At 75.1% G+C, this 24,828-nt stretch carries 20 protein-coding genes; 11 read left to right on the top strand and 9 right to left on the bottom strand.

Features of this window, described 5'->3' with window-relative positions; genetic code table 11:
- Positions 1–5: 5 nt before the first annotated feature.
- The 5 genes from IEV86_RS09215 to IEV86_RS09195 form a co-directional block, all read right to left on the bottom strand.
- Positions 6–1,331, bottom strand: a complete 1,326-nt coding sequence (locus IEV86_RS09215) for a polysaccharide pyruvyl transferase family protein (protein WP_052426276.1) — start codon at positions 1,329–1,331, stop codon at positions 6–8.
- Complete coding sequence (locus tag IEV86_RS09210) at positions 1,328–2,947, bottom strand: lipopolysaccharide biosynthesis protein (protein WP_043607351.1); 1,620 nt, start codon at positions 2,945–2,947, stop codon at positions 1,328–1,330. Before IEV86_RS09210 ends, IEV86_RS09215 begins: the two co-directional genes overlap by 4 nt.
- A complete protein-coding gene (locus IEV86_RS09205) occupies positions 2,944–4,155 on the bottom strand; it encodes a glycosyltransferase family 4 protein (protein WP_043607350.1) in 1,212 nt (403 codons plus the stop codon). Before IEV86_RS09205 ends, IEV86_RS09210 begins: the two co-directional genes overlap by 4 nt.
- A 336-nt stretch (positions 4,156–4,491) precedes the next feature.
- A complete protein-coding gene (locus tag IEV86_RS09200; RefSeq protein WP_043607347.1) occupies positions 4,492–6,270 on the bottom strand; it encodes a hypothetical protein in 1,779 nt (592 codons plus the stop codon).
- A 198-nt stretch (positions 6,271–6,468) separates the two neighbouring features.
- Positions 6,469–8,094 carry a hypothetical protein gene (locus IEV86_RS09195; protein ID WP_052426275.1) on the bottom strand — a complete coding sequence of 542 codons (1,626 nt, stop codon included), beginning with the start codon at positions 8,092–8,094 and terminating at the stop codon, positions 6,469–6,471.
- Positions 8,095–8,311: 217 nt separating this feature from the next.
- On the opposite strand from IEV86_RS09195, the gene IEV86_RS09190 reads away from it, so the two are divergent.
- Positions 8,312–9,235, top strand: a complete 924-nt coding sequence (locus tag IEV86_RS09190; protein WP_052426274.1) for a right-handed parallel beta-helix repeat-containing protein — start codon at positions 8,312–8,314, stop codon at positions 9,233–9,235.
- An 80-nt stretch (positions 9,236–9,315) separates the two neighbouring features.
- On the opposite strand, the gene IEV86_RS09185 is transcribed toward IEV86_RS09190, so the two are convergent.
- Positions 9,316–10,254, bottom strand: coding sequence for a glycosyltransferase (locus tag IEV86_RS09185; RefSeq protein WP_043607345.1), 939 nt, complete (start codon positions 10,252–10,254; stop codon positions 9,316–9,318).
- 255 nt (positions 10,255–10,509) lie between these two features.
- On the opposite strand from IEV86_RS09185, the gene IEV86_RS09180 reads away from it, so the two are divergent.
- The 4 genes from IEV86_RS09180 to IEV86_RS09165 are packed head-to-tail and all read left to right on the top strand — an operon-like array spanning position 10,510 to position 14,359.
- Positions 10,510–11,541, top strand: coding sequence for a glycosyltransferase family 2 protein (locus tag IEV86_RS09180; RefSeq protein WP_202595172.1), 1,032 nt, complete (start codon positions 10,510–10,512; stop codon positions 11,539–11,541).
- Positions 11,538–12,671 carry a glycosyltransferase gene (locus IEV86_RS09175; RefSeq protein ID WP_161784056.1) on the top strand — a complete coding sequence of 378 codons (1,134 nt, stop codon included), beginning with the start codon at positions 11,538–11,540 and terminating at the stop codon, positions 12,669–12,671. The genes IEV86_RS09180 and IEV86_RS09175 overlap by 4 nt, the downstream gene beginning before the upstream one ends.
- Positions 12,668–13,537, top strand: coding sequence for a glycosyltransferase family 2 protein (locus tag IEV86_RS09170; RefSeq protein WP_043607342.1), 870 nt, complete (start codon positions 12,668–12,670; stop codon positions 13,535–13,537). The genes IEV86_RS09175 and IEV86_RS09170 overlap by 4 nt, the downstream gene beginning before the upstream one ends.
- A gap of 45 nt (positions 13,538–13,582) precedes the next feature.
- Entirely contained in the window at positions 13,583–14,359 is a 777-nt protein-coding gene (locus IEV86_RS09165; protein ID WP_043607338.1) for a hypothetical protein, read from the top strand.
- Between the two features lie 185 nt (positions 14,360–14,544).
- Here IEV86_RS09165 and IEV86_RS09160 read toward each other — a convergent pair whose 3' ends face one another.
- From IEV86_RS09160 to IEV86_RS18190, 3 genes are all read right to left on the bottom strand, one after another.
- Positions 14,545–15,960 carry an O-antigen ligase family protein gene (locus IEV86_RS09160; RefSeq protein WP_152605676.1) on the bottom strand — a complete coding sequence of 472 codons (1,416 nt, stop codon included), beginning with the start codon at positions 15,958–15,960 and terminating at the stop codon, positions 14,545–14,547.
- Positions 15,961–16,020: 60 nt separating this feature from the next.
- Positions 16,021–17,118, bottom strand: coding sequence for a glycosyltransferase (locus IEV86_RS09155; protein WP_052426272.1), 1,098 nt, complete (start codon positions 17,116–17,118; stop codon positions 16,021–16,023).
- Positions 17,119–17,375: 257 nt separating this feature from the next.
- A complete protein-coding gene (locus tag IEV86_RS18190; RefSeq protein WP_052426271.1) occupies positions 17,376–17,939 on the bottom strand; it encodes an acyltransferase in 564 nt (187 codons plus the stop codon).
- An 87-nt stretch (positions 17,940–18,026) separates the two neighbouring features.
- Here IEV86_RS18190 and IEV86_RS09145 point away from each other — a divergent pair, with 87 nt between their 5' ends.
- The 6 genes from IEV86_RS09145 to IEV86_RS09120 all read left to right on the top strand — a co-directional run bounded on the left by IEV86_RS09145 (position 18,027) and on the right by IEV86_RS09120 (position 24,804).
- Positions 18,027–20,138, top strand: a complete 2,112-nt coding sequence (locus IEV86_RS09145; protein ID WP_188484635.1) for a TPM domain-containing protein — start codon at positions 18,027–18,029, stop codon at positions 20,136–20,138.
- 126 nt (positions 20,139–20,264) lie between these two features.
- Complete coding sequence (locus tag IEV86_RS09140) at positions 20,265–21,053, top strand: PspA/IM30 family protein (RefSeq protein ID WP_043610576.1); 789 nt, start codon at positions 20,265–20,267, stop codon at positions 21,051–21,053.
- Between the two features lie 124 nt (positions 21,054–21,177).
- On the top strand, positions 21,178–21,918 hold the full coding sequence (locus tag IEV86_RS09135; protein ID WP_188484634.1) for a response regulator transcription factor: 741 nt from the start codon (positions 21,178–21,180) through the stop codon (positions 21,916–21,918).
- Positions 21,919–23,355, top strand: a complete 1,437-nt coding sequence (locus IEV86_RS09130; RefSeq protein ID WP_052426391.1) for a sensor histidine kinase — start codon at positions 21,919–21,921, stop codon at positions 23,353–23,355.
- 200 nt (positions 23,356–23,555) lie between these two features.
- Positions 23,556–24,308, top strand: a complete 753-nt coding sequence (locus IEV86_RS09125) for an HD domain-containing protein (protein WP_052426392.1) — start codon at positions 23,556–23,558, stop codon at positions 24,306–24,308.
- A gap of 208 nt (positions 24,309–24,516) precedes the next feature.
- On the top strand, positions 24,517–24,804 hold the full coding sequence (locus IEV86_RS09120; RefSeq protein ID WP_043608206.1) for a WXG100 family type VII secretion target: 288 nt from the start codon (positions 24,517–24,519) through the stop codon (positions 24,802–24,804).
- The last annotated feature ends 24 nt before the right edge of the window (positions 24,805–24,828 follow it).

Here is a 24,828-nt window from a genome sequence, read left to right as displayed (position 1 = left end):
CCCGCTCACGCCGGCGCGGGCGCGGTCGTGCGCGGCGAGGTCCCGGCAGCCCCGTGCGCGCGGACGGCGTCGGCCACCAGGTCGCCCGTCCGGCGCGCCTCGTCCCCGACCGCGGACAGCGCGGTCGCCGCAGGGACCCGCAGCGTCGGCAGGCCCGTGAGGAGCCTGTCGAGCGCGGCGGTGAGCGTCGTGGGCGTCGCGTCGTCGATCGTCACGACGAGGTCCCCCAGGCCGAGCTGGCCCATGACCTCCTCGGTCTTGAACTCGTACGCGATGGGCAGGACCGGCGTCCCGGCGTCGAGGCCCAGGATGGCCGCGTGCAGCCGCGTCGCGACGAGCAGGTCGAACGACCCCAGCAGCGCGAGCAGCTCGTCGGTGTCGTGGAACGCGTCGTCGACACGCGTGCGCGCCGCGACGTCGTCGGGCAGGCGGTCGGCGACGGCGCGGGCGACGACCGAGTCGTCGGTCCAGTACTCGGGGACGCCCTGGCACGTGCTCACGAACGTGACGTCGGCGCCGTGGTCCCGCACGAGCGCCGTCACGAGGGCGGCGACGGCGTCGCGGAACGCCTCGTCGCGGTCCGCGCGCTCCTCGGGCGAGCCCTCGAAGAACGCGCGGCAGTCGCGGATGCTCACGGCGACCTTCGCGCCCTGCGCGGGGATCTCGGCCGCGGCGAGCCGCTCGGACGCGGCGGCGGTGTGCAGCGCGAAGACGATGTCGGGCACGACCCGCACGTGGTCGGTGCGCGCGCCGATCTCCTCGAGGAACCGCAGCGACCGCTCGTCACGCAGGAAGACCGCGTCGACCCGGCCCAGGACGTCGCGCACGACGCGCCGGTTCTTCTCGACGCGGAACGGCCCCAGCGACTGCGGCAGCAGCACGACGGGACGCCCGAGGGCGAGCGCGAGGTCGACCTCGTAGAGCTTGCCCTCGACGGAGTACTTCTCGATGAGGGACGTCCCGCCGGTGTACGCGACGACGTCGGCGGACGCGATCGACGACAGCTGGGCGGCCTCGGCGCGGGTCACGAGGAGCCGCCCGGGCCCGCGACCGCCGCCCCAGACGCGCGCGGCCAGGCGCACGCGCTCCTTGTTGGCACGCCGCACCACGCGGCGCACCAGGCTGCTGCCGGCCGGGCGGTCCACCACGGGGTACGTCGCGGGCAGCACGTCGCAGCCCGGGAAGAGCCGCCGCGCGACCGGCGGCAGGTTGTCGTGCAGCGCCGTCGTCGTCCGCCCCAGACCGGCGTCGAGGACGGCCATCTGCGCGCGCTGGATCGCGGCGTCGCCGCCGTTGGACACGACCGTGCCCAGGTACAGGACCCTCGTCATCGGTTCTCCTCCGTCGGGGCGGACGCGGGGGGCGCCGCCTTCGTGCGTCGGGACGCGCGGCCGAGCAGCTCGCGCACCGTGTCCCGCTCGAGCAGCCACGCGAACGCGCCGTACACCAGCACCCCGGCGGCGACCTGCAGCGTGAGGGCGAGCGGGACGGGCATGCCGTCGGTCGTCACGACGACGCCCCACACGCCGGCACCCATGAGCGCGCCCGCGGTCGCGGCGCGCCAGAGCGCGGCGACGAGCGTCCCGCCGCCGACCTGCACGAGGCGCAGCAGGGGCACGAGGGTCACGGCGGCGGCGAGCACCGTCCGGACGACCCACGCGACCGCGACCCCCATGACGCCCCACTGCACGCCCACGCCGAGCGCGACGAGCGCGACGACCGCGTTGACGAGCCCGAGCCGGAACTGCAGCCCGGTCCGGCCGAGCGCCTGGAACACGGGCGCCGTCGTCGAGGTGATCAGCAGGAACGGGATGCCGATCGACAGCACGGCCAGCAGCGGGGCGACGGCGTCCCACTGGTCGCCGTAGATCACGCCCACGAGGGCTGGGGCGGTGAGGCCGAGGCCGACGGCCACCGGCACGCCCACGATCCACGCCGCGCGCACGAGGCGCAGCCACGCCGACCGCAGCCGCGGCAGGTCCTCGGCCATGGCCGAGAGCGCCGGGTAGAAGACGCCGACCAGCGCACGCGTCGTCTGCTGGATCGGCAGCTGCATGAGGTTGGACGCGCGGTTGTAGTACCCGAGCGCGGTCACCGTCACGAGACGGCCGATGACGACGCGGTCGGCGCTGCCCACCCAGTAGTTGACGACGTTGAACCCGGTGATCCCGCGCCCGAAGCGCCAGATGTCCCGCGCCGCCTCGCGCGACGGCCGCGCGCGCGGGAGCCACCGGACAGCGGCCTGCACCTGGATCACCGACGTGAGGCGCTCCGCGATCGGGCCGAGCACGAGGCTCACCGGTCCCAGGCCCGCGGCCGCGGCGGCGATCGAGACGACGATCCCGACCGACGTCGTCAGCAGGGTCATCCGGCCGATCCGGCCGAACTGCAGAGCGCGCTGCAGGACCGCGACGTGCACGGCGTTGAGCGAGAGCACGAGCGTGAGGCTCGAGAGCATGACGAGGCCGACGAGCTGCGGCTCGTCGAAGAACGCCGCGACGGGCACGGCCGCGGCGCACACGAGCCCGGCCATGACGAGGCCCACGCCGAAGTTCAGCCAGAACGCGGTCGAGAGGTACCGGTCGTCGATCCCGCGGCGCTGGATGACCGCGGCGGGGATCCCGAGGTCGACGAGGATGGCCGCGAAGCCGGTCACGACCGCGACGAGCGCCGCGAGGCCGTAGTCGGCCGGCGAGAGCAGGCGCGCGAGCACGGCGGTCGCACCCACCTGCATGACCTGCACGACCAGGCGGGACCCCGCGGTCCACGCGACGCCGCGACGCACGCGGCCCGCCATGGAGCCGCCGACCTCGTCCTGCAGGACGCGGGGCAGGCCCGCGCGCGACGGCTCGGCGGGGACGTCGTGGTGGCCGCCCGGTGCGGAGCCGCCGGGCGGCGTGGGGGGCGTGGGCGCGGCGGGTGCGACGTCCGCACCCTCGCGGGTCACCGTCTCGCCCCGGCCGCCACCAGCCGGGACCAGAGCCGCCCGAGCCGCTCGGCGGAGGCCTCGAGCGAGTAGTGCTCGACCTGGCGGCGGCGTGCGGCGGCGCCCTTCCGGGCGCGCAGCGCGGGGTCGCCGAGCGCCTCGACGAGGGCCTTCGCGACCGCGGCCGGGTCCTCGCTCGGCACGACCCAGCCGGTCTCGTCGTCGACGTTCTCCGGGATGCCGGCGACGTCGGTCGTCACGACGCCGCGCTCGCGCACGAGGGCCTCGCGGATCGCGACGGGGACGGCGTCGCTGTCGCCGTTGGCGAGCACGCGGCACGCGAGGGCGAAGACGGCCGCGCCGTCGACGCGCGCGAGCGTCTCGTCGTGCCCGAGCGCACCGGCGAAGGTGACGTGCCCACCGATCCCGAGCTCGTCGGTCAGCGCACGCAGGCGCTGCTCCTCGGGTCCCTCGCCGACGATCTCGAGCCGCGCCCCGGGCACCGCGTCGACGACCTCGCGGAACGCCTCGAGCAGCACGTCCATGCCCTTCTTGGGCACGAGGCGGCCGACGCTCACGACGCGCGTGGGGTCCGGCACGGGCGGGACGGGGACCGTGACGTCGACGCCGCACGGGACGACGGTGACGCGTGCCGGGTCGACGCCCATCGCGGCGAGGCGCCGCACGTTGTACTCGCAGACCGTGACGACGTGGTCGACCGCGCCGAGGCGGCGCGCGAGCTCGGGGCCGGCGAGGTAGATGTCGGCGGCGTGCAGCGTGACGGTCACGGGCCGGCCGAGCAGCGCACCCACGTACGACGCGACGACCATGCCGGTCCAGCCGAAGTGCGCGTGGCACACGTCCACGTCGAGCCCCGCGAGGCGTCGGGCCGCGCTCGGCACGCCCTTGAGGACCCGGCGTGCGCGCGCTCCGCCGGTCAGGCGCAGCGTCCGGACGAGCCGCGCGACGGCGCGCGGACGGGCCACCCACCACAGGGCGTCGAGGACCGCGCGTGGCCAGGACACGTCGTCGAGCGTCGTGTACGGGCCCGACCACGACGCGGGGATGCGGTCCTCACCCGTCCGGTCGACCGAGACCACCTCGACGCGGCGGCCGGCTGCGCGCAGCGCCGCGATCTCGTCCCGCACGAACGTCTGCGAGACGACGGGGTACTCGGACAGGACGTACGCGATGGCGCGTACGTCGTGCTGGGCTGCAGGTACAGGCACATCGTCCCCTGGTCGGAGGTTCCCGAGCGGCGGGACCGAGCACCATCGGACGGTTCCTCGGGACGTCGGACCCGGCAACCGCGGCGTTCGCCGTGATGCCTGGGCCGGTCCCGCGCGGCCAGTATGCGGGTTGGCTCGCAACCCGGACAAGTAGGGCACCACGGGCGCACCCGGTGCGGGGCGGCCCGTGGGATCGATCCCGCGCGTGCCCGGACGCCTCCGCGCACGCCGACGCCGACCGGGCGGCGGTGCGAGGCGCCCGGTCGGCGTCGGTGGGTGCGACCGCCGGGCCGAGGCCCGCGATCGCGGTGCGCGGCAGCCCGCGCCCGGGTCGTGTCAGTCGGTCCAGCGGACGACGATCGCCGTCCCGAGGACGTCCATGACGTTGTCGGCGGCGGGCGTGACGCGGTGCGGCGTCAGCACGGGCCCGTACTTGGACCCGGTCCCGAAGCGGTTGGACCGGATCGCGATGTTCTCCGCGTTGATCGCGCCCGACACGTTGAGCGAGACGTTGCCGCCGTCGAGCAGGTTGCCCTCGATCACCACGTTGCGGCTGATCAGCGTTCCCGTCTCGCTGCCGAGCTGGATCGCGGCGTTGCCGCGGTCGCCCGTCGCGGTGTTCGTCGGGTCCAGGGTGTTGTTGCGGATGACGACGTCCTCGGCGGAGATGCCCTGGATCGCGTCCGGGTGGAGGTCGCCCTGGCGCGTCATGTCGTGCACCCAGCTGTCCTCGATGAGCAGGTCGTGACCCATCCGGATGCCGTCGTTGAACCCGTGGACGTCGACCCGCCGCAGGACGGTGCTGTTGACGTCCACGCCGATCTCGGTCAGGCCGCGACCGTCGATCTCGACGTCCTCGAGCAGCAGGCCCGTGTGCTTGCCCTCCATGCGGACCGCACGCTCGCGCGGCGCGTCGGTGCACGTGATCCGCGTGTTGCGGATCGTCACGTCGTCCGCGTCGACGACGACGCACCCGGTGATGTCGAGCCCGTCGACGACGGTGCCGTCCTGGGTGATCGTGAGCGACCCGCTCGGGCGCAGCGTCGTGCCGGCGGGCACGCCGGTGTTGTGGGCCCCCGGGCGCGCGGCGAGGACCTCGGGCGTCAGCGGTGCGAGGACCGGGTCGGCCGTGAAGACCTTGGCCGAGGACCGCGCGAAGCCCGACGACGGCGTGACGCGCATCGTGAGCGACGCGGGGCCCTTGGGCAGGGCCGACAGGTCGACGTCCGCGGTGGCGAGCCAGTGGTCGGCCCGGGCCTCGACCGTCGTGTCCGTCGCGACGACGACGCCGCCGAGAAGCAGCTCGACCTTGCTCGCGGGCGTCGAGGACCAGACCTCGAGCGGCGTCGCCGCGCTCGTCGCGACGGTCTTCTTGTACAGCGACGCGCCGTTCCAGCGGATCTGGTCGGGCTGCGGCGCGACCACGGTCGCGACCGTCTCGGCGATGAAGTTCTTGTTCTCGGTGCGGACCTCGCCGGTCGGCGTGGTGATGCGCAGCGTCGCCGTCGTCCAGCCGGACAGCCCGGTCAGGTCGGCCGTCGCGACGCCCGCCCAGTAGCCCTCGCGGGCCTCGACGGTCGTGTCGGACGCCACGACGCGGCCCCCGATGAGGACCTCGGTGCGTGCCGCGGCCGTCGAGGACCACATCTCCAGCTCGACGGGCTGCGCGGGGACCGTGGAGTTGTGGACGGACCTCCCGTCCCAGCGGATCTGGTCGGGCACCGTCGCGGACGGCTCCGCGATGATGATCTTCTGCGAGCTGCGGACGACGCCCTCGGGGGTCGTGATGCGCAGCGTGACGGTGGTCCAGCCCGACAGGCCGGAGAAGTCCGCGGTCGAGACGCCGGCCCAGTAGCCGTCGCGCGCCTCGACGGTCGTGTCGGACGCGACGACGCGGCCGGCCGCGACGATCTCGGTCCGCGCCGCCGGCGTGGACGACCACATCTCGACGGGCACGACGGTCGCGGGGACGGACTTGCGGTGGATCGAGTCGGCGCCGTACCGGATCTGGTCGGGGACCGTGGTCGCGGACGCGGCCGGGGCGGCGAGGACGGGCAGGACCGCCACGGCGAGGGCCGCGAGGACGGTCGTGACCCTGGAGCGGGTGCGGTGCATGGGCTGGACTCCTCCGGACGGGGTGGCCTTCACCCGTCCGGTCGACCCTGGCGTACGCGTGCTGAGCGTGTCAGGCCCCTCAGCCATGTGACGCTGGTCACACTCACGGGTGAAGTTCCCGTCCCAACCTGGACAGACCGGCCCATCCTGTGCCGCGACTCGTGACGAGACTCGTGCAGTGACCCGCCCAGTGACTCGTCACTTGATGTAGACGACGCGCACCCGCGTCCCGGTCGCGTCCACGACGTTGTCCGGCTCTGCCGGGACCGACTGGCGCGTGATGATCGCGCCGTACCGGGCCCCGCCGCCGAAGCGGTTCTGCCGGATCACGAAGCCCGTCGCCGTGATGGACCCCGACACGTTGAGCGTGTAGTTCCCGCCGCTCATGAAGTTGCCCTCGATGAGCACGTTCTCGCTCGTCTTCGTCCCCGTCTCCGAGCCCAGCATGATCGCGGCGTTCGCGAGGTCGCCCGTGTCCGGGTTCCGCGGGTCCAGGGTGTTGTTGCGGATGACGATGTTCTTCGCCGAGATCCCCTGGATCGCATCCGGGTGGAGGCTCCCCCGCCGGGTCATGTGGTGGATCCAGCTGTCCTCGATCACGAGGTTGGCGCCCATCCGGATGCCGTCGTTGACGTGGTGCACGTCCACCCGGCGGATCACCGCGTCCGTGACGTCGATGCCGATCTCCGTGGAGCCGCCGCCGTCGATCTCGACGTCCTCGAGGAGGAAGCCCTTGTGCTTGCCGTCCATGACGACGGCCCGGTTGCGCGTCGTGCTCGTGCACCGTATCCGGGTGTTGCGGACGGTCACGTCGTCGGCGTCGATCACGAGGCAGCCCTCGATGTCGAGGCCGTCGATCACGGCGCCCGGCTGCGTGACGCGCAGCGTCCCGCTCGGGCGCAGGACGGTGCCGGCCGGCACGCCCGTGTTGTGGGGCCCGGGGCGCCGCGCGAGGATCTCGGCGGTGAGCGGCGCGACGACGGCGTCCGCGGTGAACACCTTGCGCTCGCTCCGCACGGCGCCCTCGGGCGTCGTGACACGCATCGTGATCGACGTGCTGCCGGACAGGCCGGTGAGGTCCACGCGCGCCGTCCCCAGCCAGTGGTCGTACCGCCGCTCGATCGTGGTGTCCGTCGCGACGACGACGCCGCCCAGGAGCAGCTCGACCTTCGCCGCGGGCGTCGACGACCAGACCTCGAGGTCGACCACCGTCGCGACCACGCTCTGCTTGTAGATGCTCACGCCGTTCCACCGGATCTGGTCCGGTGCCGGGGTCGCCGCGTACTGGGGCGTCGCGGCGTCCGTGTCGCCGGCCGCGTCGCCGGCCGGGTCGTACCCGGGGTCGAACGTCGGGTCGATCGCGATGGTGGGCTCATCCGCGACGACGGCCGTGCCGAGGGCCGCGTCGGGCACGTCCTGGGGCACGGGGTCGGTGGTCGGCTCCACGTGCCCCTGCGCGACCGGCTCACCGGCCGGGTCCGTGGCGGGCTCGGTCCGCCCTGCGGGCCCCACGGGCTCCGCGGGCGGGACGGTCTCCTCAGCGGCGGGTCCGGCCGCGGGCTGCGGGGTCGGCTCCGGCGCGGGACCGCTCGCGGACGTCGTGCCGGGCACGCCCACCGGGACGTCGTCGCCGTCCGGTGCGGCGGGCGCCGCCCCCGTCGCCGCCGCGCCCCGCGCGGCAGACGCGGTGGTCGCCTCAGCCATGACCGAGGGCACCGTCGGCACCGAGGGCGCGCTCGGGACGCCCGACGCGGCGAGCGGCGTGACCACGAGGGCCACGGGGAGCGTCAGGGCGACGAGCAGGACGGGAGTCCGGCGGGGCATGGTGACTTCTTCCGTGCTGGGGGCGACGTGCCTGTTCCCATCGACCGGGCCGTCGCCGCCCGAGTGGCCCGACCGGGTGAAATCCCCCTGCCCCCGGCCGGTGCCCGATTTGTTATGGTCACGAGGACGCCGACGTCGCCCCCGCACCCACCAGCCCCGGGCGGCACCCGTGCCGCGGCCTCGCCGCACGCCGCTCACCCCGACCTAGGAGCCGCGTGTGGATCTCGCCGCCCGTCGTCCCGCCCGCCGCACCGTGACCCGTGCACGGCGCCTGGGGCCGGCAGCCCTCGGCGCCGTCGCGGCGGTCGCGCTCGCCGCGTGCTCCGCGCCCCTGCCGGAGGCGCCGACGCCCGCGGAGAGCTTCGACACGGCACCGGAGCGTGCGGACGGTCCGCCCGGTCCCGACAACACCGGGGTACCCGCGGGGACGGTCCTCGAGCCGAGCGACTCGCTGCGGATCGAGGAGGACGGCGCGGTGGTGGAGGGTCTCGACGTCGACGGCTGCGTCGTCGTCGACGCGGACGACGTGACGATCCGGAACACCCGCATCACGTGCACCGACGCACCCGGCGGCCGCGCCGTCGTGATGGACGGCAAGCACACCGGGCTCGTCATCGAGGACGTCGAGATCGACGGCGGCGGCAGGACCGAGATCGGGATCGACCTCACGGACGCCGTGATCCGGCGTGTCGACGTGCACCACGTCAACGACGGCATCCGGATGGGCGCGAACCTCGTCATCGAGGACAGCTGGATCCACACGATGACGCGCCAGGGCGACCTCCACCCGGACGCGATCCAGGGGATCTCGGCCAAGAACGTCGTGATCCGCGGCAACACGCTCGACCCGCGCAACACACGGACCGGCGACCTCGGCAACGCCGCGATCATGCTCGGCTCGGAGACGGGCACGAAGACGAGCGAGGACGTCGTGATCGAGGGCAACCACCTCGACGGCGGCAACTACACGATCAACATCTCCTCGTCGATCACGGCCGAGGGTTTCGTCGTCCGGGACAACGTCTTCGGGCCGAACGCGCGGTACGGACCCGTGCTCACGCGCACCGACGTCCCCGTCGGCGACGGCAACGTCATGCGTGAGACCGAGGAGCCGATCGACGTCGACACGCGCGACGACTGAGCGGGCCGGCCAGGAGGGGACCGCACCGTCCCCGCCCTGGCCCGTACGGGCCGTCCTCGCCCGTGACCCCCGGCGCGTCCTCAGACGGTCACGGCCGCGCGGCGGGCCGCGGCGAGCCGGAGGTCGTCGAGCGTGAGCTCGTCCGCCTCGCGCATGATCGACAGCCCGCGGGCCGCGGTCACCTCGGCGATCTGCTCCTGGTGGTCGTCGACGTGCTCGCCGTGCGCGGCGCGGCGCGGGACCAGGACCGGGACCTTGCCCGCCTCCATGCAGCGGATGAACGTCCCGCAGCCGGAGTGCGAGATGACGACGTCGGCGCGCTCGATCTCCTCCTGGAACTGCGCGTCCGGGATGACGTCGCGTCCGTCGATGTCGAGGTCCGAGACGTCGGTCGCGCCCGTCTGCCACACGATCTGCGCACCGGGCGGCGCGATCTCGAGCACCCGGTCGACGAGCCGGCGGAAGCCCCACGGACGCGCGGTCCCGAGCGTCACGAAGATCCGCGAGATCTCCGGCTCGGGGGCGTCGTCGACGCCGAAGGTGTCCAGCAGGCTGCGCTCGAAGCGCCACCGCCGGCCGTCGGCGAGCGCCGGGTAGTGCGTGTAGCACGGGATCCACGGCAGGCGCGCGAGCAGCGAGCCGGTGACCGAGGGGCCGGTCGAGCGCGCCATGCTCTCGTAGAACGCGGGTCGGGCTCCCACGAGCGGCGCGAGCGGCAGGGCCGTGAGCGCGACCGCCGCGCCCGTGCTGTAGACGCGGTCCACGCCGTGCCGGCGCAGCGCGGCCAGCACCGAGGGCGTCCGGCGCAGGACCGCACCCCAGTCGCGCGCGTCGACCATGGGCACGAAGTGCACGCGACGGCCCGCGAGCATGCTCTCGCTCTGGGGAGTGCGGTGCGTGATCCACAGGGCGTCCTCGTGGCGGTCCGGCTCGACGAGCGGGCCCATGAGCGACATCTGGACGAGGTGGCCCCCCGTCGTCGCGACGAAGGCGGGGCGGCGGGTTCCGGGGCGTGGCACGCGCCTACTGTGGCACCCGCCTCGTGGGCCGACCAACCGGTGCGGCCGCCCCCGGCGCGACCTCCGGCTGTCGAGGGCATCCTGCCCCGGGCGCAGCCGACGCCGTCGCCCCAGGTGGACGCCCCTGACCACCGGTCGCCCGTGGACATGTCCGGGTCGTCCCGGTGTGGCACATCCCACATGTCCGGTTCGTCCGCGCTCGTCCCGCCCACCGGACGTTCCCCCGGAGAAACATGGGACGTGCATGATGGGGGCGTGGACACGGACCGGAGGACCCCGCGCGCGGGGGCGGGGGACCTCGACCCGCTCACCGCCACGAGCCCCGACGGGCACGACGAGCACGAGCTCGACGTGTCCGTCGTCCTCGTCACCTACAACGCCGGCGAGTACGTCCGCGCGTGCCTCGAGTCGCTGCTCGCCGACGGCGGGCCGCGCGTGCGTCACGAGGTCGTCGCGCTCGACAACGCGTCGGACCCGCCTCTCGCCCCGCTGCTGCGCGAGTACCTCGACGAGGACCACGTCGTGACCCTCCCCGAGAACGTCGGCTTCGGCCGCGCGTGCAACGAGGGGGTGCGCCGGGCCCGCGGCCGGCACGTCCTGCTGCTCAACCCCGACGCCGAGGTGCGGCCGGGGACCGTCGAGGCCCTCGTGCGCGCCGCCGACGCCGAGCCGCGCGCCGGGATCGTCGGCGGTCGGCTGGTCACGCGCGACGGACGGACCGACCCGCAGTCGTGCTGGGGCGCCCCGACGCTGTGGAGCACCTTCTGCTTCGCGACCGGGCTCAGCACCGTCTTCGCCGGGTCCCGCCTGTTCGACCCGGAGTCGCTGGGCCGCTGGGAGCGCGACGACGTCCGCGACGTCGACATCGTCACGGGCTGCCTCTTCCTCATGCCACGCGCGCTGTGGACGGAGGTGGGCGGCTTCGACCCCGACTACTTCATGTACGGCGAGGACGCGGACCTCTCGCGCCGCGTGCGCGACCGTGGCCGGCGCGTGTGGATCACCCCCGACGCCGTCGCGCTGCACGAGGGCGGCGCGTCGTCGTCCTCGTCGGCACGCAAGGCCGTGATGCTCATGCAGGGCAAGGTCACCTACGTCCGCAAGCACGCCGCACCCCCGCTCGCCTGGGTGCTGAGGACGCTCCTGCTCGCGGGCGTCGGGCTCCGCGCCGGCCTCGCGAGGGTGCTGCACCGCGAGACGGGCTGGTCGCACGCGTGGCGGCTGCGCGCGCAGTGGCGCGACGGCTACCCGCCGGCGCCCGTCGCCGCGGGCGTGACGAACCGGTGAGGCCGCCCGGCATCGCGCTGGTCGCGAGCGTCCCCTACCGCGGTCACCGCCTCTACGAGCAGCGCCTCGCGGCGGCCCTGTCTCCGCACGCGCGCGTCGTCTACCTCGACCCGCCGCGGCCGCCCCGATCACTCGGCGAGCTGCGCGAGCGCGTCGTCGCGGACGGGGGCCGCACGGTCGTCCAGCCCGCCTGGACCGTCCCGTTCAGCCGCCGTCTGGGGCTGCGCGGTGCCCGCGACAACGCCGCGCGCCGAGCGGGTGCCCGCGCGGCGCGGCTCCTCGGCGGCGCGGCCGACGCCGTCGTGACGACGGGCGTCTCCGCGTCGCTCGACACGCTCGGCGCGCGTCGGCGCGTGCTGCTCGTCAAGGACGACTACGTCGCCGGCGCGGCCCTCATCGGCCAGGACCCGGCCGCGCTCGAGGCCGACCTGCGGCGAGCGGTCGGGGCCGCGGACGCCGTCGTCGCCGTCTCCCCCGTCCTGCGTGACCGCCTGCGCCGGTTCGACGTCGAGGCCGAGGTCGTCCCCGCGGGATGCGTCCTGCCCGACGACGTGCCGCGGGGTGCGCCGCAGGGCCGCCCGCCGCGCGCCGTGTTCCTCGGTGGCGTCTCGCCGCGCGTGCGGCCCGAGCTGCTGCGGTCCGTGGTGGACGCCGGGTGCGAGCTCGTCGTCCTGGGTCGCCTCTCGCTGACCTTCCCCGACCCCGCGCAGCGCGCCGCGGTCGAGGAGGTGCTGGGCGACCCGCGGGTCGACTGGCGCGGTCCCGTCGGGCCCGACGTCGTCGCGGCCGAGCTCGCGCGGGCGGACGTCGGGCTCGTGCCGTACGACGCGAGCTCCTTCAACGCCGCGAGCTTCCCGCTCAAGATCCTCGAGTACCTCGCCGCCGGCGTCCCGGTCGTGTCGACCCCGCTCCCGGCGCTCGACTGGCTCGCGAGCCCGCACGTCGCCGTCCACGAGGACCCGACGGCCTTCGGGGCGGCTGCGGCCGCGACCGGTGCGGGCGCCGACGAGTCGGTGCGCGCCGCGACCCGCGCGTTCGCCGCGGACCACACCTGGCAGCGGCGTGCCGAGGACTGGCTCGCCGTCCTCGGCGTCGCCGGCGCCGCACCCACCGGAGGTGAGCACGCATGAGCCCGCGAGCCAGCATCGTCGTCCCCGCGCACGACGAGGAGGCCGTCATCGGCCGGTGCCTCGACGCGCTGCACCGTGACGCCCGGCCGGGCGAGTGGGAGGTCGTGGTCACCGCCAACGGCTGCACCGACCGGACCGTCGAGATCGCGCGCGCGCACCCGCTCGGCCCCCTCGTCGTCGATCGTCCCGAACCGGGCAAGCCCGGCGCGCTCAACGCGGCCGACGCCGTCGCGACCACGTTCCCGCGCATCTACCTGGACGCCGACATCGAGGTGGACTCGGCCACGCTGCGCGAGCTCGTGACCACCCTCGAGGAGCCCGGTGTGCTCGCCGCGTCCCCGCGCCTGCGGCCCGTCACGAGCGGCTGCTCGGCTCTCGTGCGCTCGTACTACCGGATCTGGCCCGACCTGCCCGTGCTGCGCGACGGCTACGTCGGGTCGGGGATCTTCGCGTTGAGCCGCGAGGGTCACGCGCGCGTCGCCCCCTTCCCGGCGATCGTCGCGGAGGACGACTACGTCCGGCGGTCCTTCCGGGCGGGTGAGCGCCGCACGAGCCCAGGCACGTTCGACGTCCACGTCGCGCGCACCGCGAGGTCGCTCGTGCACCGCGGGGTGCGGACGCGTGCGGGCAACCGCGAGCTCACGGCCGCCGTGCCCGACCTGCCGACGACCCCCGACGGCTCGACGGCCCGCTACCTCCTGCGCCGCGCGCGGTCGGTCCGGGATCTGCCGCACGTCCTCGTCTTCGTCGCGCTCACGGTGGCCGTGCGCGTCCGCGCGGAGATCAAGCTGCGCCGTGGTGACCTCCGGTGGGAGCGCGACGAGTCGTCGCGCGCGCCTGTCGACCGCCCGACCCCATCTGCTTGACTCGTCGCGCCCACCCGCGCCCCGGAAGGAAGTGAGCACAGCCCTGTGAACATCTCGAGCGTCGTCGGCGCCCTCGTCCGACGCTGGTACGTCACCCTGGTCCTGCTCGCGGCGACCGGCTACCTCGCGGCCCAGCTGTGGGAGTCCGCCGAGCCGGTGTACTCCTCGACGACGGTCGTGAGCGTCGTGCAGAGCCCCGCGTACATGGAGACGCAGCAGTCCGAGGACCCGCTCGTCCTGAGCCGCAACCCCTACGGCCAGTCGACGACGACGCTCTCCGCCCTGCTGGCGGACAGCATCGCGCACGGCAACGTCGAGCTCACGGGCGACGCCGAGGGTGCGGTGCTGACCGTCCAGGTGAACAACCAGCGCGCCGAGAGCTTCTTCACCGTCAGCGCGACCGCGCGGGACGCGGAGTCCGCGCTCGCCGCGCTCCGCGTGCTCCAGGAGCAGGCGCCCGTGGTGCTCGCCGACATCCAGCAGCGCGCCGGCGCCCCGGCCGACCAGCTCATCACCTCGATCCTGAGCCGGCCCGCCACGACGCCCGTCGAGGAGTACCCCGACCGCATGCGCGTCGTCCTCGGGGTCGTGCTCGTCGGCCTGCTCGTGACGGCGCTCGTCGCGACCGCGGTCGACGGCGCGGTGCGGGGTGGCAGCCGGCGACGCGCCGCGACCCGCGCCGCACGTGCCGAGCGCACGTCAGCGGCGCGCACGCCGTCCGCGGGCACCGGTGCGCAGGTCCCGGCCGCCCCCTCCCCCGAGGCGTCCACGACGACCAGCGCGAACACCGCACGCGGCGACGCGGACGGCCCCCGCGCCTGACGAGGACGGACGACGACGGGCGGTCGTCCCCGCGAGGGGACGGCCGCCCGTCGTGATGTCCGGGGTGCACGTTCGCCGGCGAGGCGCTCCCGTGCGGGGCGACGGGGCGTCCCGCGGACCTGACGTCGGTCAGTGCCGCCCGCGGACCCGACGTCGGTCAGTGCCGCCAGCGGACCCGGCGTCGGTCAGGCGGGCGCCGCGCCCCGTTCCGGGCCCACGGGTGAGGCGGGCGACGCCGGTGCGTCCGCCACCGCCTCGACGACGCCGCGGGACGCCCCGCGCCCGACGCCGACCCCGACCAGCCCGAGCAGCAGGAACACCGCGAAGGTGGCCTGCTGGAACGCGAGGAGGTCGAAGGCGGCCGCCGCGACGGCCGTCCCGAGCAGGCCGGCGCACAGCGCCCCGTTGAAGGTGCGCGCCGCCGAGCCGACCGGCGCGCGCGACGCGCTCCACGCCGCGAGCGCAGCCCCGCCGAGCACGAGGAGCGCAAGGCCCACCACACCGACGATCCCGTCGCGCACGAGGGTCCCGAGCCACTGGTTGTCGAGCACCGTCTCCAGCACGGGCCCGGACCCTGGGCCGTTCCCGAACCACGGGGCCTGCTCGAACTGCTCGGCCACGCGCGGGTAGTCACCCAGCCGGCCCTGGATGCTGTCGTCCTCGTCGGCCGTCGTGACGAGCTCGCGGAACACGCCCGTGATCTGCGGTGCGACGACGACCGCACCCGCGGCCGCGAACGCCGTCGTGAGCAGCAGGCCCCAGCGGTGGATGGGCAGCAGGAAGACGAGCATGACGACGATCGTCACGACGAGCGTGAGCAGGCCCGACCGGGAGAAGCCGAGCGGCAGGCCGAGCAGGATCGCCGCGGCGGCGACGCCGGCCATCCCCCGCGCGCGCCGCGTCGCGGCGTGCAGGACCAGGTGGATGACGAGCGGCAGGACGACGGCGAGGACGACGGAGTACTCGAGCGGGCTCGACGTCGTCCCGGGCACGCGGTTGAACCCGAGCCGCCCGACGACCCCCATCGCGCCGACCACGGTCGTCGTGATGGGCGTCGCGACGACGTCGGTCCACTTGTCGATCACGCCGACGAACTGCAGGCCGCCGACCGTCACGCACAGCACCGCTCCCGCGGCGAGCCACCCCACGAGGCGGTGCGCGTCCCGCAGCTCCTGGACGGCGACCGCCGCGAGGAGCGTGATGCCCACCCCGGACAGCACGATGAGCACAGAGCGGTTGATCTCCGCACTCTGCTGCGCGTCGAGGAGCCGCGTGTACGCCGTCGTCCACGCGAGCAGGGTGAAGCCGACGTACGCGAGCGCGATCCACGCGACCGGGCGGGCACGCAGGCGTGTGTCGGCCCGCACGAAGCCCGCCACGACGAGGAAGAGGGCGAGGAGGCCCAGCAGCCGGAGCGGGGCCCCGTTGGACCGGAGCGGTCCGACGAGGGCGACCTCGCCCGGCAGCACGAGGAAGACGGCGTACGCGAGCACCAGGACGAGCATGCTGCTGCGCATCCGCGTCCCACGGCCGGGGCCCGGACGCGTGGCGTCACGCACCTCGTCGGGCACTCTCCCCGTGGGCACGGTCGGGGCGGTCACGCGTGGGTCCTCACGGCTCAACACCTACCACGCGCGGGCGGCCGACGGAGGGGGCGGTCGTCAGGCGACCGCGGCGTCGGCGCCCACGGGAGCGCGCACGCCACCGACCTCCGAGACGACCGACCACATGCGGCGCGAGAACTCCTCGAGCGAGAAGCGCTCCGCGTGCCGGCGCACGGCAGCCCGGTCGTGGTCCGGGAAGGTCGAGAGCGTGCGGTGCACGGCCTCGGGGGTCGCGTGCTCGATGAACTCGCCCGAGACGCCCTCGGCGGTGCTGTCGAGGAAGCCGCCCGCTCGCAGGACCGCCGACGGCGTGCCGAACGCGTTCGCCTCGAGGGGCGTGAGCCCGAAGTCCTCACGCGAGACCGAGACGAGGGCGCGCGCGTTCGCGTACAGCCAGCGTAGCTGCGCGTCGCTGACGACGCCGACGGGGCGCACGTGCGGCGCGTCCGCGAACGGCTCCGACGTGCCGGCGACGACGAGCGGCGACCCCGTGCCGCGCGTGCCCTCGACGACGGCCGACGTGTTCTTGTAGCCGCGACCGCGCGCGATCGTGAGCCAGAAGCCGGGCTCGAGGCCCTCGACCGGCTCCTGCTCACCCGCGGCGTCGATCGAGACCGGCGGGTGGAGGACCTCGGCGTCGATGCCGTAGGTCGCGCGGATGCGGGCCGCGACGACGCTCGAGTTGGCCAGGTAGCGGTCGGCCGACCGGGCGGCGCGGCGGTCCCAGGCCATGAGGCCGGGCCGCACGACGCCGAGCGCCCCGCGCGCGGCGCGGCTCGTCAGGTAGTCCTCGGCCTGGTAGAGCCACCGCGCGGGGTTGTGGCAGTAGACGACCTTGCGCACGCCGTCGGGCACGTTGACGCCGTGCGCCCAGCCGGTCGAGCTCGCGACGACGACGTCGGCGGCGTCGGGCTGGGTCGAGTCCCACGCGTTCGCCAGCGCGAGGAGCGCGAGCCGCGGGTCCTTGCGGAACGCCGGCACGCGCTGGAGCCGCGACACGCGGATGTCCACGTCCCCGAACCCGTCGAAGGTCGTGGTGGGGTTGTAGACGCTGGTGTAGAGCGGTGCCCCGGGGAAGACCTTCGTCAGGAGGAGGGCCACCCGCTCGGCGCCCCCGCGCTGCGTCAGGTAGTCGTGAGCCAGGGCCAGTCGCATGGACGTACCTCGTTCGTTATCGGATCGGGTGTCGTTCCAGCGCCATTGCTCGTTTTGTGACGGTAGCACCGGTCGGTCCCCCCTGGGTTGCCCGGGCGTTACGTCCCGTCATCGTCGCCGTGACCGTTTTGTGACGGAACCCCTCACCCACGATGCGAGACGCGGCGGACCCGTTGGGCGGGACGCGCGCTCACGACCTGCGACTCCGCAACGGGAACCCGTGTCCCAGCGACGCAGGTCACACCTCGCCGACCGCCTCAGGGGCGCGCGTCGGTCCCCGGACCCGCGCCCTCGCGCCACCCCACGACCCGCGCGGGGACCCCGACGGCGATGCAGTTCGCCGGCAGGTCCTTGGTGACGACGGAGCCCGCGCCGACCACCGCGCCGTCGCCGATCGTGACGCCCGGCAGCACGACGACCCGCGCGCCGAGCCACACGTCGGCCCCGACGACGACGTCCCGCTCGACCTTGTCCTGGTACATGATCGGGCTGCCCGCGCGCGTGCCGTAGTTGCTCGCGGTGATGAAGACCTCGGGTGCGAGCAGCGCGTTGTCGCCCAGGACGATCCGGCCCGTCGAGTCGCCCGCCCACAGCGAGCAGCGCTCACCGACGTGCACGTCGCGGCCGAGCGTGATGCGCTCGCCGTTGCGCAGGCTCGCGGTCGGGGACATCGCGAGCCCGGGGCCCGCCTGCATCAGCCTGCGCGGGCCGACGTGGGAGTACGACCACGACCGGGCGAGCTTCGCGGCGTGCAGGACGAGCGCGGGGTCGACGACGGCGCGCAGCGCCCGGGTCAGCGACGGACGGGACGGTCTCGGCACGGTGGACCTCCTGCGGAGCGGCGACGTGGCGCGGTCACCGTAGCGGTCGTCGTTGCGGGGGCCCGCGCCGAGGGCAAGGATCGTGGTGTGACGCCCGTCCCCGACGCCCGCACCCTTCCCCACGACGCACCCGACGACCGGCCCGGTCCCGACGGACGAGCCGGGCGGGCGCCCCGGCGGGCGGCCCGCCCGCTGGCGACGGCGGCCCTCGCGGTCGCCGCGCTCGTCGCCCCCGCCGCCGCGGCAAGCGCGGCGGAGCCGATCGACCTCGGCGAGCAGGTCGTCGACGAGGCCGGTGTGCTCGGCTCGCAGGAGGCCGAGGTCCGCGCCGCCGTCGAGCAGCTCGCGACCGACGCCGGGATCGACCTCTACGTCGTCTTCGTCGACGACTTCTCAGGGCGGACGTACGCGGAGTGGGGCACCGAGACGGCGACGCTGTCCGGGCTCGGGGGCAGCGACGCGCTGCTCGCGGTCGCCGTGGAGCAGCGGGACTACTACTTCGACGCGACGCAGGGCAGCGAGGTGCAGGCCGCCGTGGAGCAGGCGCGCGACGGCGTGCGTGCCCAGCTCTCGTCGGACGACTGGGCCGGCGCCGCGCTCGCCGCGACCGAGGGCCTGTCGAGCGCCACGACCACCGGCACGGGCGCCGACCCGGCCCCGGGCGGCTCCGGAGCCGCTGACACGGGTGGCGGCGGGTTCCTCACGCTGCTGCTCGTCGGCGCCGTCGTCGTCGTCGGGTTCCTGCTCATCCGGTCGCGCCGCAGGAAGCCGGCCGGTGGTCCGGGGCAGCCCCCGGCCGCACCGGGCGCGCCACGGCCGCAGGGGCTCGAGGCGCTGCCCACGGCCGAGCTCGACCGCCGTGCCGCCGCGGCGCTCGTGCGCATCGACGACGCGATCCGCACGTCCGAACAGGAGCTCGGCTTCGCGCAGGCGCAGTTCGGCGTCGAGGCCACGCGCGAGTTCGAGCAGGTCCTGACCACCGCCCGCGCGCGCGTCCTCGAGGCGTTCCACCTGCGCCAGGTGCTCGACGACTCGACGCCCGACACCGAGGACGTCGTGCGTGACCACTCGCTGCGGATCCTGCGGCTGTGCCAGGGCGTCGCCGAGGACCTCGACGCGCAGACCGACCGGTTCGACGAGCTGCGCGACCTGCAGCAGCGCGCGCCCGAGCTGCTCGCGACCGACGAGGCGCGGGCCCGCGAGGTCCGGACCCGCATCGAACCCGCGCGCCGCACGCTCGAGCGGCTTCGCACCACCTACCCGGCCGAGGCGCTCGCGTCGGTCGCGGCCAACCCGGACCAGGCCGAGGCACTGCTCACGCAGGTCGACGAGGCGGTCGCGCGCGGGCGCGCCGCGCTCGAGGCGGGCGACCGCGCCGAGGCGGTCGACCTCGCACGGGCGAGCGAGAACGCCGTCGGGCAGGCCGTGACGCTCCTGGACGCCGTCGACCGCGCGGGGGACGACCTCGCGTCGGCCGGACGCCGGCTCGAGCAGGCGATCGCGTCCATCAGCGCGGACGTCGAGGACGCGCGCCGGCTCGCGCCGCGCGGCGCCGAGGTCGCTCCGCGCGTCGAGGCCGCGCGCGCCGCGATCGAGCAGGCGGGCGCGGCGCGGTCGGGGGGCGACCCGCTCGCGGCGCTGCGGACCATCACCGACGCCGAGGCCGCGCTCGACGAGGCGCTCGCACCCCACCGCGAGGCCGAGGAGCGCCACCGCCGGGCCGCGGGCCACCTGCGTGAGGCGCTCGGGCGGGCCGACTCCCTCGTCCGCGCGACCGCGGACTTCGTGACCACGCGCCGCGGCGCCGTCGGCCCCGACGCGCGCACGCGGCTCGCCGAGGCGGCGCGGCTCCTGCAGCTCGCGCGCGACCAGGCCCCGACCGATCCCGAGGCGGCGCTCGCGACCGTGCAGCGCGCCGAGCGGCTCGCGCAGGAGGCGCAGGCGGTCGCCCAGGCCGACGTCGCGGACTACGAGGACCAGCGGCGCCGCCAGGTCGGCTACCGCAGCGGCCCCGACATCGGCGGCATGGTCCTCGGCGGCATCCTGCTCGACTCGATCCTCCGCGGTGGCGGCGGCGGGGGCGGCTTCGGCGGGTTCGGCGGGGGCGGTGGCGGAGGCGGCGGCTTCGGCGGCGGCGGAGGGGGCTTCGGCGGCGGCTTCGGCGGAGGCGGTTTCGGCGGGGGTGGCGGCAGCTTCTGAGCCCCGCGCTCTGGACCGCGTGCGCGGCCACGGCCGCCCGGACCCGCCGGGCACCGCGGACGGCGGCGCGACGTTGACCGGTCAGCGGGCCACCCGGCCCGGACGGACGAAGGGAAGGCACGGCACATGACGGAGAAGCAGAGCATCATCGGCCGCATCACCCAGCTCGCTCGCGCGAACATCAACGCGCTGATCGACCAGGCCGAGGACCCGCAGAAGATGCTGGACCAGCTCGTCCGCGACTACACGAACAACATCGCCGAGGCCGAGCGGGCCATCGCCCAGACGATCGGCAACCTCCGGCTCGCGGAGCAGGACTACAACGAGGACGTCGCGGCGTCGCGCGAGTGGGGCGACAAGGCCCTGGCGGCGTCCTCGCGCGCCGACGCGCTGCGCTCGGCGGGCAACGCCGCCGAGGCCGACCGCTTCGACCAGCTCGCCAAGATCGCGCTGCAGAAGCAGATCGCCGCCGAGACCGAGGTCCGTCAGGCCGAGCCGCTCATCGCGTCGCAGCGCGACACGGTCGACAAGCTCAAGACCGGCCTCGCGCAGATGAAGGACAAGCTCGGCCAGCTCAAGACGCGCCGCGACACGCTCGTCGCGCGCCAGAAGGCCGCGACGGCGCAGCAGCAGGTCCAGAGCGCGATCAGCTCGATCAACGTCCTCGACCCGACGAGCGAGCTCGCGCGCTTCGAGGAGCGCGTGCGCCGCGAGGAGGCCATGGCGATGGGCCAGGCCGAGATCGCGGCGTCGTCGCTCGAGTCGCAGTTCGCCGAGCTCGAGTCCGCCGGCGAGCAGATCGAGGTCGAGGCGCGCCTCGCCGCGCTCAAGGCGGGCAACCGTCCCACGCCGCAGCTCGAGTCGACGCCGGTGACGCCCGCGATCGAGGCCGCGCCGGAGCGCGGGGCTTACTGAGGGCACGGGCGGGCGGACGGGCCTACTGAGGGCCCGCCCGCCCGCCCGGGCGCCCGCGGACGGTGCGCCCAGCCGCCCAGCGCTCGTCCAGCGAACTCCCAGGCTCCGGGCGCACACTGGACGCATGGCCGCCGCCGACGCCCCGCAGACGCCCGAGGCGCGGCTCGTCGTGGTCGACGACGAGCCGACGATCCGCGAGCTGCTCACGACGTCGCTGCGCTTCGCGGGCTTCGAGGTCTACGCCGCGGCCGACGGCGCGTCCGCGCTGCAGCTCGTGCGCGACACCGACCCCGACCTGGTCGTCCTGGACGTCATGCTCCCCGACATGGACGGCTTCACGGTCACGCGCCGCATGCGCGAGCGCGACCAGCACGTCCCCGTCGTCTTCCTCACCGCACGCGACGACACGACCGACAAGGTCCAGGGGCTCACCGTCGGCGGCGACGACTACGTCACCAAGCCGTTCAGCCTCGAGGAGGTCGTCGCGCGGATCCGCGCGGTCCTGCGCCGCACGCGCGCGGCGGGTCAGGCGCTCGAGGCCGACCTGCTGCGCTACGCCGACCTCGAGCTCGACGAGGACTCGCACGAGGTGCGCCGCGGCGGGCGCGTCGTCGAGCTCTCCCCCACCGAGTTCGCGCTGCTGCGGTACCTCATGCTCAACCCGGGCCGCGTGCTGTCGAAGACGCAGATCCTCGACCACGTGTGGCAGTACGACTGGGGCGGCGACGGGAGCATCGTCGAGTCGTACATCTCCTACCTGCGCCGCAAGGTCGACCGCCGGCCCGACGGCACGCCCGAGGACGTCCCGCTGATCCACACCAAGCGCGGCATCGGCTACGTGCTGCGCAAGCCGTCCGGCGTCTGAGTGGGACCGGCAGCGCCGCGGTGGTGGGCCACCGCACCCCTGCGGACGCGCCTCACGGTGCTCTCGACCGCGCTGCTCGTGCTGGGCGTCGCGCTCGCGGGCGTCACCGCCGCGTCGCTCGTCCAGCGCTCGCTCGTCGACGGGCTCGACGCACAGCTCGAGGAGTGGACCCCCCGCCTCGTGCGCCAGGCGACCGAGGGCATCCCCCGGGACCGGCGGCTCGACCTGCCGACGGACTACCAGGTCGTGTTCGTCGCGCCCGACGGCCGGTCGAGCCGCTGGACGTCGGGCCCCGCGCAGACGGGCCCCGAGCTGCCGACGATGACGGTCGACGCCGTGACGGCGCGCGAGGGACGTCCCTTCACCGTGCCGGACACGTCGGGCACGGGACGGTGGCGGGTCCAGGCGCGCGTGCTCGTCGACGACGCGGGGCCCGTCGCGTCCGTCGCCGTCGCGCTGCCCCTGGACGGGGTCGACTCGACCCTCGGGCGCCTGCGCGTCGCGGTGCTGCTCATCACGCTCGCCGTCGGCGCCCTCGGCGGCGTGGGGGCCTGGTGGGGCGTGCGGCAGTCGCTGCGCCCCCTGCGCGAGATCGAGGACACCGCCGCCGCGATCGCGGCCGGCGACCTGACGCGTCGCGTGCCCGCCGCGCCCGCCTCGACCGAGGTCGGGGCCGTCGCGGCGGCGCTCAACAGCATGCTCGCGCAGGTCGAGCAGGCGTTCGCGGCGCGCACGGCCTCCGAGGCGCGCATGCGCCGGTTCGTCGCCGACGCGAGTCACGAGCTCCGCACGCCCCTCGCGACGATCCGCGGCTACGGCGAGCTGTACCGCATGGGCGCACTGCGCGACCCCGAGGAGGTCGGCACGACGCTCGGGCGGATCGAGGACTCGGCCGTCCGGATGGGCTCGCTCGTCGAGGACCTCCTGCACCTGGCGCGGCTCGACGAGAACCGCCCGCTGCGCGCCGAGCCGGTCGACCTCGCGGTTCTCGTCGGGGACGCCGCCGCGGACGTGCACGCGCTCGACCCGGACCGCCCGGTGCGCGTCGTGCCGCTGCGCGACGGCGAGGGCGTCGGGGGTGCGACGGCCGTGGGCGACGAGGACCGCCTGCGCCAGGTCCTCGCGAACCTGGTCGGCAACGTCGTGCGCCACACGCCACCCGGCTCACCCGTCGAGCTCGCGGTCGGGCGGCTCGGCGACGACGCCGTCGCGCTCGAGGTCCGCGACCACGGCCCGGGCATCGACCCGGAGCACGCGGCCCGCGTGTTCGAGCGCTTCTACCGGGTCGACGCCGGGCGCGGGCGCGAGACCGGCGGTGCGGGCCTCGGCCTCGCGATCGTCGCCGCGATCGTCCAGGCGCACCGCGGTCGGGTCGGGGTCGAGCCGACGCCAGGAGGCGGCACGACCGTCCGGGTGACGCTGCCGGCCGCTCGGTGAGCCAGGCGACCCGCTGGGCCCGGTGGGCCCGGTGGGCCCGGTGGGCCCGGTGGTGACCGCCGCCCGGCGACCGCGCGCGCGGCCCCGCGTGGTGCAGGAGACGCGGACGCGGTGCGTGCCCACCGGGACGGCGGGCGCGGCGTCCACGCGCCGGGGCTAGCATGGCTGACCGTCCTTCCCCCGACCCGAGGCGTGTACCCATGGGCGTCACCGACGCACCCCAGTGGTTGACCTCGGCGTTCGTCCGCTCCTGCAAGGGTGCCGGGGCGACCGCCGAGCCCGCTCAGATCGAGGCCGTCGCGCAGGACCTCATCGAGCGGTGGTCCCAGCCCCAACGGCACTTCCACAACCTGCGGCACCTGACCGACGTGCTGATGCGCGTCGACGAGCTCGCCGAGGAGACCCACGAGCCCGAGCTGGTCCGGCTCGCCGCCTGGTACCACGGCACCGTGTTCGACTCCGCCGAGCGCGCCTCGTACGCGGGCCGCGGCGGGGAGGACGAGCGCGCCAGCGCCGCGCTCGCGCGGGCCCAGCTCACCGAGCTCGGCGTGCCGCACGACGCCGTCGAGCGCGTCGCCGAGCTCGTCACCGCGCTCGTCCGGCACACCGCCAACCCCGAGGACTTCGACTGCGCCGTCCTGTGCGACGCCGACCTCGCGATGCTCGCGGCCGAGCCGCAGCGCTACCGCGCCTACCTCGAGGACGTGCGCGCGGAGTACGCGCACCTCCCGATCGAGTCGTTCGTCCGCGCGCGGATCAAGATCCTGCGCAAGCTCAGCGAGCGCCCGCGCCTGTTCCTCAGCCCGCTCGGCGCGGCCTGGGAGGAGCCCGCGCGGCAGAACACGGCGGCCGAGCTGCACCGCCTCGAGAAGGAGCTCCGTCGCATCGAGTCGGCCGAGGACGCCGGGTCCGACGGCACGACCCCCTCGACGCCGGCGGGCTCGCCGGCCTGAGCCGGCCAGGCGGACCTGAGCGGGTCTGGCGGACCTGAGCCGGCCCGGCATGCCTGAGCGGACCTGAGCGGAGCCCCGGACGGGCCCACCGCGCATGCCTGCCCACAGGCCGCGCGCTCATCGCCCGTCCACCGACCGTGCGGCCACCCGCCGGGGGCCAGGTCCACGCCGTCCTACCGTCCTCGCACCCGACACGAGGAGGACGAGCATGAGGTACGAGGTCGACAGCGCCCAGGTGTCCCAGGCGGCCGCGGCCACCGGACGGTCCGTCGCGGCCGTCCGCGCGGAGGTGGCGGCGCTGGTGCGCCACCTCACGGACCTGCAGGACGGCTGGCGTGGCAGCGCGGCGACGGCGTTCGCGGGCGTCCTCGCGGAGTGGACGACGACGCAGCAGCGGGTCGAGCACAGCCTGGACCAGATCACCGCGGCCCTCGACGCCGCGGCCCGCACGTACGCCGACGCCGAGCAGCAGGCGTCACGGCTCTTCGGCCGCTGACCGACGACGACGCCCTCCGGACGA

It is taken from the genome of Cellulomonas carbonis, from assembly GCF_014636275.1.
Taxonomy (GTDB): domain Bacteria; phylum Actinomycetota; class Actinomycetes; order Actinomycetales; family Cellulomonadaceae; genus Actinotalea; species Actinotalea carbonis.
Note: the sequence above shows the minus strand (reverse complement) of the source record. Positions and strands in the feature narration are given on the sequence as shown.